Here is a 9,485-nt window from a genome sequence, read left to right as displayed (position 1 = left end):
CGTCCCGCCGTCCCGCCGTCCCGCCGTCCCGCCGTCCCGCCGTCCCGCCGTCCCGCCGTCCCGCCGTCCCGCCGTCCCGCCGTCCCGCCGTCCCGCCGTCCCGCCGTCCCGCCGTCCCGCCGTCCCGCCGTCCCGCCGGTCCCGCCGGTCCCGCCGGTCCCGCCGGTCCCGCCGGTCCCGCCGGTCCCGCGGCGCGACGACAGGAGCAGGTCCGTAGTCCCGCCCCTCTCCACGACGCCGTGGAGGCGGCGCGCTCGATGTCCCGCGTCTCGGCCGCCCACTGCGGGCCCCGGGGCGCCCGTGCCGGTCCGTCGACCACGCGCATGGCCTCGCAGATCATCGTGCTGTCCGGACCCGTCGTGGCCGGCAAGTCCACGCTCGCCGCCGCCCTCCAGCGCCGTTGGGGCGTGCACCGTCTGAAGACCCAGGACCTCCTGCGCGAGTTGACCGGGGCGGAGCACGACCGCGCGGCCCTGCAGCAGGCCGGCGAGCGGCTCGACCGGGAGACCGGCGGAACATGGGTGGCTGACGGCCTCACGCGCCGCCTTCGCACGCTCGACGACGGCGTCCGGGTGCTCGTCGACTCCGTGCGGCTCGTCGCGCAGGTCGAGGCGATCCGGCGCGCGTACGGCCAGCGCGTCACCCACGTGCACCTGACGGCCCCGGAGGCGGACCTCGCGACCCGCTACGCTGCGCGCGACACCCCGATGCACGAACTCGGGTCCTACGCCGAGGTCCGCGCCGACCCCACCGAGGCGGCGGTCGAGAACCTCGCGCACGTCGCCGACGTGGTGATCGACACCCACCGGAGCACGCCGGACGACGTCGTCGTCCGCGTGGCCACGCGGCTGGGGCTCTACGGCCGCAGCTACGAGCGGCTCGTCGACGTGCTGGTCGGCGGCGAGTATGGGAGCGAGGGCAAGGGGCAGATCGCCGCCTACCTCGCGCCGGAGTACGACGTGCTGGTGCGGGTGGGCGGCCCGAACGCCGGCCACAAGGTGTACGAGGAACCCGAGGTGATGACGTTTCACCACCTCCCGTCGGGCACGACCCGCAACGCCGCCGCGCAGATCGTCCTCGGCCCCGGCGCCGTCCTCCGCGTCCCGAAGCTGCTCGCCGAGATCGCCCGCGCGGAGGTCGACTACCGCCGGCTCGCCATCGACCCGCAGGCGATGGTGATCTCGGAGGAGGACGTGGCCGAGGAGACGCGCCTCACGGCGGCCATCGGGTCGACCGGGAGCGGCGTGGGCGCGGCGACCGCGCGCAAGGTGCTCCGCGAGATCGCTCCGCGCCCCGTCACGCTGGCCAAGGACACGCCGGAGCTCCGCCCGTACCTGCGCGAGACCCTCGGCGTGCTCGACGACGCGTTCGCCGCCGGCCGCCGCGTCTTCCTGGAAGGCACGCAGGGGACCGGCCTCTCACTCCACCACGGCGCCTACCCGCACGTCACGTCGCGGGACACGACCGTCGGCGGGTGCCTGGGCGAGGCGGGCATCGCCCCGAGCCGGGTGCGGCGGACGCTCATGGTCTGCCGCACCTACCCGATCCGCGTCCAGAGCCCCGAGGGCCAGACGTCGGGCCCCATGAGCCGCGAGCTACCGTGGGAGGAAATCGCCGCACGGTCGGGGATCCCGCTCGAGGAGCTGCGCGCGGCGGAGCGGACGTCGACGACCAACAAGCAGCGCCGCATCAGCGAGTTCGACTGGGTGCTCCTCCGGCAGGCGGCGTCCCTCAACGGGCCCACTGACATCGCGCTGACGTTCGTCGACTACCTCACGGTCGCCAACCGCGAGGCGCGCCGGTTCGACCAGCTGACGCCGGAGACCATCCGGTTCATCGAAGAGGTCGAGCGGGTGACCTCCGCCGCGGTGTCGCTCATCGCGACCCGGTTCCACTTCCGCAGCATCATCGACCGGCGCGCGTGGTGAGCGCCGCGCCGTGGGGGCGCCCCGTCCCGCGGCCCCCGGCCCCGCGGCCCCCGGCCCCACGGCCTGACGCCGCCCACCGCTAGTTTGCGCCATGCCCTTCGACCTCACGACGTTCGGCCGGCTCCGGCCGTACCTCTACCACCTCACGGCGGCGGAGAACCTGCCGCGGATCCGCCGGACCCGCGTGCTCGAGAGCGCGGCCGCCCTCGCGCGACGCGCAGGGCGCGCCGAGTTGCTCCGCGAGCGCCGCCGGGACCACGTCCCGGTGCTCGTCGACGGCGAGCCGGTCGTGCTCCGCGATCAGGCGCCGCTGCACCGCGGCAACATGGCGCTCGACGACGGCTGGACGTTCGCCGAGTTCGTGGAGCACCTGAACGCGCGCGTGTTCTTCTGGCCCGGCACGGCCCAGGGCCCCATCGCGTACGGGCAGCGCCACTTCGGGCGGTACGAGGCGGAGCACCCGGCGATTCTGCGCGTACCCTTCGCAGCGCTGGTGGCCGCGAACCCCGGCTGGGACGTGCGGTTCTGCCGGTTCAACTCGGGGTCGCCCCGGTGGACGATGGGCCGCGCCGCCCCGCGCGGCGCCGCCACCTTCGTGCCGGCCGACGGCGCCGCGTTCGGCGCCGCGCAGGTAGTCGAGGTGACGGTGTGCGACCAGGTCGTGCTGCCCGACGAGACGGCCGTCGGCGAGCGGCTCGCGGGCCCGTGGCGCCCGCTGGCCTGAACGCCCGCTGGCCTGAACGCCGCACCGCGTCCGTCACAGGCGATGCGGGGCGCCCCGCGTCGGCGGCCTCGCGTCGTGGTGCGCCATAGCAGGTCGTGCTGGGGCGGCGCCTGACCACGCAGTGGCAGGTCCGTAGCGGCGCGGGTCCGTAGCGGCGCGGGTCCGTAGCGGCGGCCGCGTAGGGAGCTCCGACCACTGCCACTGCGTGCCGGAGGTGGCACCGCGCCGACGTCGTTGGGCAGCGAACGAAAATCACCAGCGCGCGTGAAACAACTTCGCGCGCTGGAAATCGCTGTCGTAGTGCTGGCGGGGTCATTACAGCCCGGCTTGCTTTGGCGGGGCGGCCCTCGCCCGTCGCGCCCTAGTGCGGGTCGGACAGAAGCCGAGCGTGCCCACACGCGCCCAGGACCACGGGGCTGGCAGCGGCGCAACGGAGTTGCCCGGCGTGCGGGGCCCCGGCGTGCGGGGCCCCGGCTTACGTGCCCGCGCTCAGGGGGGCGGCCGGCGGGGCCGGTGGACCGTGAAGATCGTGCCGCCGGCCGACGAGGACTCCACCGCGATGTGGCCGTGTGGGGCGCGGGAATGCGTAGACGGCCTGTCAGTACGGGATGGATGGCCAGCCGTGAAGATTGGCTGAACGCCGCGTGCGGCTCACCCACGCCCGACAGCGCCAGCCGACCGCAGACTAAGGGGAGCCTCTGCCGGGTACCGGGGCTCCCGCCGCGGCGGCAGGGGGGCCACTGGTCGCGTCCTGTAGGACCTCGTCCCCAGCCCGGCGGGCCGGAAGGGCGAAGACGAAGCACGACCCGCCGGCCCGCGGGAAGGTCGCCCACACGCGCCCGCCCACGGCCTCGACGGCGTCCTTCACGATGCTCAAGCCTAGTCCCGTCCCCTCCACGCCGGTCACCGTCTCGGCGTGCGCCCGGAAGCCGCGGGCGAAGAGCTGCCCGCGCTGCGCCTCAGGTACGCCGAGGCCGTTGTCGCAGACCTCGACGACGGTCTCGGCCCGCCCGCCGGTTCCCGGCTCGGTCGTGTACCCCCGGATCTCGACCCACCACGCGGGCTCGTCGTGCGCCGGCGCGTCCCCCGGCGGCGCCTCAGGCGAGGCGGGCGCTGCGCCCGGCTCGGTCGGTAGACGCGGGCCGGCGTACTTGATCGCGTTCGACACGTAGTTGGTGACCGCCAGCTCGACCACGGCCGCCGGCACCTCGGCGTCCGGCAGGTCCCCGATCCGCACGTCGACGCCGGCGGCGTGGGCCGCGTCCCGGAGCTGGCGGACGGCCTCGGCCACCGCCTGCGGCAGCAGGATGCGGCGCTGCTGGCGCGCGTCGCCGTCGATGCTCGCCAGCTCGACCAGGTTGTCGAGCGTGCGCCGCATGGCGAGCGCGTTGCGCCGGACGATCCCGACGAGCGGCGCGCGCGCGGCCTCGCCGAGCCCCTCGAGGTCCATCAGCTCCGCGGCGCCCAGAACCGCGCCGAGCTGGTTCTTGATCTCGTGCGTGAGTGCGCGGTTGAAGCCCCGCAGGCGCGCCTCGCGCTCGGAGAGCTTCGCCCGCATGTGCTGGAGGTAGTGCGCGACGCTCGCCTCCTGGATGACGGCGATGGCGCGGAAGAGCCGGTGGCCGCAGACGAGCAGCTCGTCCTTCGCGCACGGCTCGTCCATCGTCCGCACCTCGCGCACGAGGAAGGCGAAGACGACGCCGCCCAGGAGCTGAAACTCCTTCAGGATCTCGTACTCGTCGAACCCCTGCGCGTGGCGCATGGCGCCGAGCTCCATCGCCTTCGCCACCACGGGGGCGTCGGCCGGCAGCTCGCGCGCCGGGTTCTCGATGTAGGCCGCGATCCCGTCGAGCAGGAGCGGCATGTGGTCGAGCAGGTCGTCGGTGGGGAAGATGCGGTTCGGGTCGAGGCTGACGCGCGCGCTGATGCGCTCGAGCCAGCGGTGCGTGAGCTCCTCGCGCGCCCCGCGGATCCGGGCGGCCAGCGCGGGGGCGAGCGGGCACGGAGTCGACAGGTCAGGCATGCGCCGCCCCCCCGCCCGACCCGGTCCCGCTGCGGCCAGCCCGGCCGTCGCCGCCGTCGGCGAGGATGCGCCGCAGTGCGGCGCCGAGCTCCCGCGGCTCCAGCGGCTTCGTGAGGAAGTGGTCGCACCCGGCCTCAAGCGACCGCTCCCGATCCTCGTGGTGCACGTGCGCGGTGAGCACGACGACCGGAATGTGCCGGAGCGCGGGGTCGGCCTTGAGGAGGCGGGTGGCCGCGTTGCCGTCCATCCCGGGCAGCCCCACGTCCATCACGATCAGGTCGGGCTGCCGCGCCCGCGCGAGCGCCAGCCCCTCCTCCGCGTCCTCCGCCGTGAGCACGGCGTAGCCGACGTACGTGAGGTACGTCGCGTAGATCTCCCGGTTGTCCGCGTTGTCCTCGACGAGGAGGACCGTCGGGCGCAGTTCGGCTGCTGGGCCGCCCGGCATGCCGCCCGTCGCGCCGCCCGTCGCGCCGCCCGTCACGCGCCGCCCCGCGAGCCGGCCGCGCCCCGCCGCCACCCGGCGACGCTGATCGCCTCCGCCCGGTCGAGGAGCCGCAGCAGGACGGCGACGGCGGCCTCCACGTCCGCGCTCCCAGCCTTCAGCCGGCCCCGCACGGCGCGCTCGACCTCCTCGCGGAGGATCTGGTGGTCGCGCCGCACGGCCGCCTCGTCCCAGCCCTGGGCCCCGCGCCGCGCGCCGTGGGCGTCGGCGATGGTGTGCTGGATCGCGCTGCCGTCCTTGAGCAGGTCCGCCGCCTCAGGCCCGGCGTCGCCCACGATCACAAGGCTCTGCGCCAGGTCCGCGCAGAAGCTCACGGCGTGGTCCTCGAGCTGGATGCGGCGCATCTCGCGCCCGTGCGGGATCTCGGGGTCGGCCCGCAGCCGGTCGGCGTAGCCGACGAGGATCTCGTCGACCGAGGCGCGCAGCAGCTCGCCGATCTCGCCCAGCCCCGGCGTCTCGAGGCGCGTGAGGTCGTGCTCCGCGCGCGCCCCGCGCGCGGCGGCGCTCTCCGTCTGCGTCCCGCCCGCGCGCTCGGCCGCCGGGAGCCACACGGTGAAGACCGACCCCTCGCCCGCCGTGCTCTCGAGCGTGAGATCGCCGCCCATCAGGCGCGCGAGCCGACGGCTGATGGCCAGACCGAGCCCCGTTCCCCCCTGCTTCCGCGTGTGGCCCCCGTCGACCTGGTGAAACGGCTCGAAGACCCGGCCCTGCTCCTCGGCCGGGATGCCGACGCCGGTGTCCGTCACCCGCACGTAGGCCCACGGGCCCGCGCCGTGGAGGTGCCCGGCCTCGGGCGGCGTCTCGGTCGCCGTGCCGCAGCTCGCCGTCACCGTCCCGCCGGCGGGGGTGAACTTCACGGCGTTCCCGAGCAGGTTGACGAGGATCTGCCGCACCCGGTCCTCGTCGCCCACGAAGGGGAGGCCCTGCGGCGAGGGGCGCGCGTCGACGAGGCGCACGCCCTTCGCCTCCGCCTGCGGGCGCACCAAATCGAGCGCCGTCTGGGTTGGCGCCCCCGTCCAGGCGTCCTGGTGGGCGACGCGCGTCTCGCCGGCCTCGATGCGCGAGAGGTCGAGCACGTCGTTGACGAGGCCGAGCAGGTGCTGGCTGCTCGCGGCCAGGCGCTCGAGGTAGCCCCGCTGCTGCTCGGTGAGCGGGCCGGCAATCCCCAGGTCGAGGAGCTGCGTGTAGCCGAGCATCGCGTTGATCGGCGTGCGCAGCTCGTGGCTCATCGTGGCGAGGAATCCGCTCTTCGCCTGGTTTGCCTCCTCGGCCTCCCGGCCCGCCCGTTCGGCCCGCTGGCGTGCGGCCTCGGCCTCGGCGAGCAGCCGCCGCCGCTCGGCCTCCGCGGCCCGGCGCTCCGAAACGTCGCGGAAGGTGACGACCGCCCCGGTGACGACGCCCTGCTCCCGCAGGGGCGTCATGGTGTACTCGACCGGGATGCTCGTCCCGTCCTTGCGCCAGAACACCTCGTCCTCCACGCGGCCCCCCGCGCCGTCGCGCACCGCGCGGTAGAGGGCGCACTCGCCCGCCGGGTACGGCGTGCCGTCGGCGCGGGTGTGGTGGAGGAGCGCGTGCTGCGGGCGCCCGACCAACTCCTCGGCCGTCCAGCCGAGGAGCCGCTCCGCCGACGGGTTGACGAACGTGGTCCGCCCGTGGGCGTCGACGCCGAGGATGCCGTCGCCCGCGGCGCGGAGGATCCCCGCCGTCTCCTCGCGCGCCCGTTCGGCGTCGGCCCGCGCGCGCTCGCTCTCGGCGAGCAGCCGCTCCACCTCGCGCCGCGCCTGCACGTGCGCCGTCACGTCGCTGCCGTGCGCGATGATCCCCGTAGGGCGCGGCGCCGCGCCCGGGCCGTCGCTCTCGAGCAGCGGCAGGTAGCTCAGGTCGACGAAGCGCTCCTCGGGCGGCGCGCCCGGCGTGCGCGCGACCAGCAGCGGGACCTCCCGGCCGATGAACGGCTCCCCCGTGGCGATCACGCCGTCGAGCAGCGCCTCAAACCCTTGCCCCCGCACCTCCGGGAGCGCCTCCCACACCGGCTTGCCGAGGATGTCGCGGTGGCCGACGAGCTGGTAGTACGCGTCGTTCGCCAGCTCGAACACGTAGTCCCGGCCGCGCAGCACGGCGAGGAACGAGGGTGCGCGCCGGAACACGTCGGCGAGCCGCGCGCGCTCGACCTCGAGGGCGGCCGCGAGCTGCGCGCGCTCCTGCGCGGCGCGCCGCGACGCCGTCACGTCGGTGAACAGGAGGGCGACGCGGCGTTCCTCCGGCCGGCCGGTGCGGAACGCGAACACGTCGAACCAGCGCCCCATCACGTCCGAGCCCTGCTGGAACCGAATCGAATCGCCGGTCAGGGCGACGCGCCCGTATGTGTCGATCCAGTGCTGCTCGATTCCCGGCACCAGCTCCCGGACGGTGCGCCCCTCGGCGTCGGCGAGCCCGGTCTGCGCGACGAACGCCGGGTTCGTCTCCAGGAACCGGTAGTCGACCGGGTGCCCGCCCTCATCGAACAGCACCTCGAGGACGCAGAAGCCCTCGTCGAGCGCCGTGAACAGGCCGCGGTACCGGGCCTCGCTCTCGCGCAGCGCCCTTTCGGCGCGCACGCGCGCGGTCACGTCGCGCCAGAACACCACGACGCCGCCGTCGGGCCCCGGGTAGGCGTCCACATCGACGACGAGGTCGAGCCGCCCGTCCGAGTAGTCGTGCGTGAAGTGCGCCGCCACGCGGTCGGCCGCGACCGTGCGGTAGTGGCGCTCGAACGCGGAGCCGACCGCGTCCGGGAAGAGCGTCCAGATGACGGTGCCGAGGAGCTCGTCGCGGGGCAGCCCGGTGCCCCGCGCCATGGCGTCGTTCACCTCCACGATGCGGAAGTCGGCGTCGAGCGCGAAAAAGGCGTCGCCCATCGTCTCGAGGACGCCGGTCGTGCGCGCGCGCTCGGCCTCCGCGGCCTGCCGCGCGCGTTCGGCCGCCGCCGTCTGCTCCTCGAGGTGCGCGGCCGTCGCCTGCAGCTCCTCCGCCTGCATCTCGAGCTCGGCCGCGGTGTCCTGGAGCGCCTGGTTCGCCAGCTCGAGCTCCAGCGCCTGCTCCTGCACCTGCGCGTGGGCCGCCTCCGCCTCGGCCCGGGCCGCCCGCTCGGCCGCCAGGAGCCGCTCGCGCTCCCGCTCGCGCGCGCGCTCCTCGCGGACGTCGCGCACCTCGATGACCGTGCCCACCGTGCGGCCGTCCTCGCGGATTGGGCTCGCGGTGAAGGCGACCTCGTAGAACGCGCCGTCCTTGTGGACGAAGGTCTCCGTGCCCTGTTCCCGCATGTTCTGCGGGAACGCCTGGTCGATGGGGCACTCGGAGAGCGGGTAGTGGGACCCGTCGGGCCGCGTGTGGTGCACGTAGTCGTGTAGCGCCTTGCCCTGCAGCTCGTCGAGCATGAAGCCGGTGAGCCGTTCGGCCGCGGGGTTCATGTACGTGCACCGCTGGCGCTCGTCCATCACGAAGAGGGCGAGCGTCGCGTTCTCGGTGATCACCGCGAGGTGGCGCGCCTGCGCGCGGGCGCGCGCCTCGGCGGCGCGCAACGCGTGCTCGGCGCGTACGCGCGTGGTGACGTCGCGCCAGAAGACGGCCACCCCGCCGGCCTCGGTCGGGTACGCGTCGATCTCGAGGTGGCAGTCGTACCCCTCGCCGACGTAGTGCTGCGTGAGGTGTTGCTCGACGCCCTCGGCCACCACGCGCCGGTACGCGCGCCCGGCGTCGGCGTCCACCGATGCCGGGAACACCTCCCAGTGCGTCCGGCCGAGCATCTGGCCGCGTCCCTTCCCGAGCGCCCGCTCGGCGGCCGCGTTCACGTACGTGAAGCGGAACGCGTGGTCGAGCGTCACGTGCGCGTCGGCGATGCGCTCGAGGACCCACGCGGCGTGCTCCGCGGCGTGCTCCGCGGCGTGCTCCGCGGCGTGCTCCGCGGCGTGCTCCGCGGCGTGCTCCGCGGCGTGCTCCGCGGCGTGGGTGGCATCTGCCGCCGAGGTGGCGGCGGGCGTCTCCGGCCCCGGTTCGGGACCTGGTCGGTTGGGGGCGGCGGAGCCGTGCATCAGGAACGCGGACGTGACACGGGGAGACCCGGACTAGCGGACGACGGCGGGTCGGCGGGCCGGGTGCGCGTAGAAGCGGGAGGGGCCCGCACGTTCCGCGCCGAACTCGACGGACAGGCCCCGCGGCATGAGGGGACCCTGTCGGGTCCGGCGGCCGGGGGCGCGTGTCCAGCGCGCCGCAACCGTCGGGAGGGGCCGCGGTGAGGGCTGGGCCGGGGACATGGGGGTCGGTGCGACG

Annotated in this window: 5 protein-coding genes; 2 read left to right on the top strand and 3 right to left on the bottom strand. The window is 75.2% G+C overall.

Annotation, left to right across the window (positions count from 1 at the left end; genetic code table 11):
- Positions 1-323: 323 nt before the first annotated feature.
- Both rosag_RS23870 and rosag_RS23865 read left to right on the top strand, forming a co-directional pair.
- Complete coding sequence (locus rosag_RS23870; protein ID WP_284352697.1) at positions 324-1,928, top strand: adenylosuccinate synthetase; 1,605 nt, start codon at positions 324-326, stop codon at positions 1,926-1,928.
- A gap of 91 nt (positions 1,929-2,019) precedes the next feature.
- Complete coding sequence (locus tag rosag_RS23865; protein ID WP_284352696.1) at positions 2,020-2,652, top strand: DUF7002 family protein; 633 nt, start codon at positions 2,020-2,022, stop codon at positions 2,650-2,652.
- Positions 2,653-3,337: 685 nt separating this feature from the next.
- Here the strand turns inward: rosag_RS23865 and rosag_RS23860 are convergent.
- From rosag_RS23860 to rosag_RS23850, 3 genes are read right to left on the bottom strand one after another with little or no spacing between them, the layout of a single operon-like run.
- Positions 3,338-4,675, bottom strand: a complete 1,338-nt coding sequence (locus rosag_RS23860; protein ID WP_284352695.1) for a sensor histidine kinase — start codon at positions 4,673-4,675, stop codon at positions 3,338-3,340.
- Positions 4,668-5,156: a response regulator gene (locus tag rosag_RS23855; RefSeq protein ID WP_284352694.1), complete on the bottom strand. Its 489-nt coding sequence runs from the start codon at positions 5,154-5,156 to the stop codon at positions 4,668-4,670. The genes rosag_RS23860 and rosag_RS23855 overlap by 8 nt, the downstream gene beginning before the upstream one ends.
- Entirely contained in the window at positions 5,153-9,247 is a 4,095-nt protein-coding gene (locus tag rosag_RS23850; RefSeq protein WP_284352693.1) for a PAS domain-containing sensor histidine kinase, read from the bottom strand. The genes rosag_RS23855 and rosag_RS23850 overlap by 4 nt, the downstream gene beginning before the upstream one ends.
- Between the last annotated feature and the right edge of the window lie 238 nt (positions 9,248-9,485).

The organism is Roseisolibacter agri, assembly GCF_030159095.1.
Classification (GTDB): Bacteria; Gemmatimonadota; Gemmatimonadetes; order Gemmatimonadales; family Gemmatimonadaceae; genus Roseisolibacter; species Roseisolibacter agri.
This window is presented reverse-complemented; position numbering and strand designations above follow the sequence as displayed.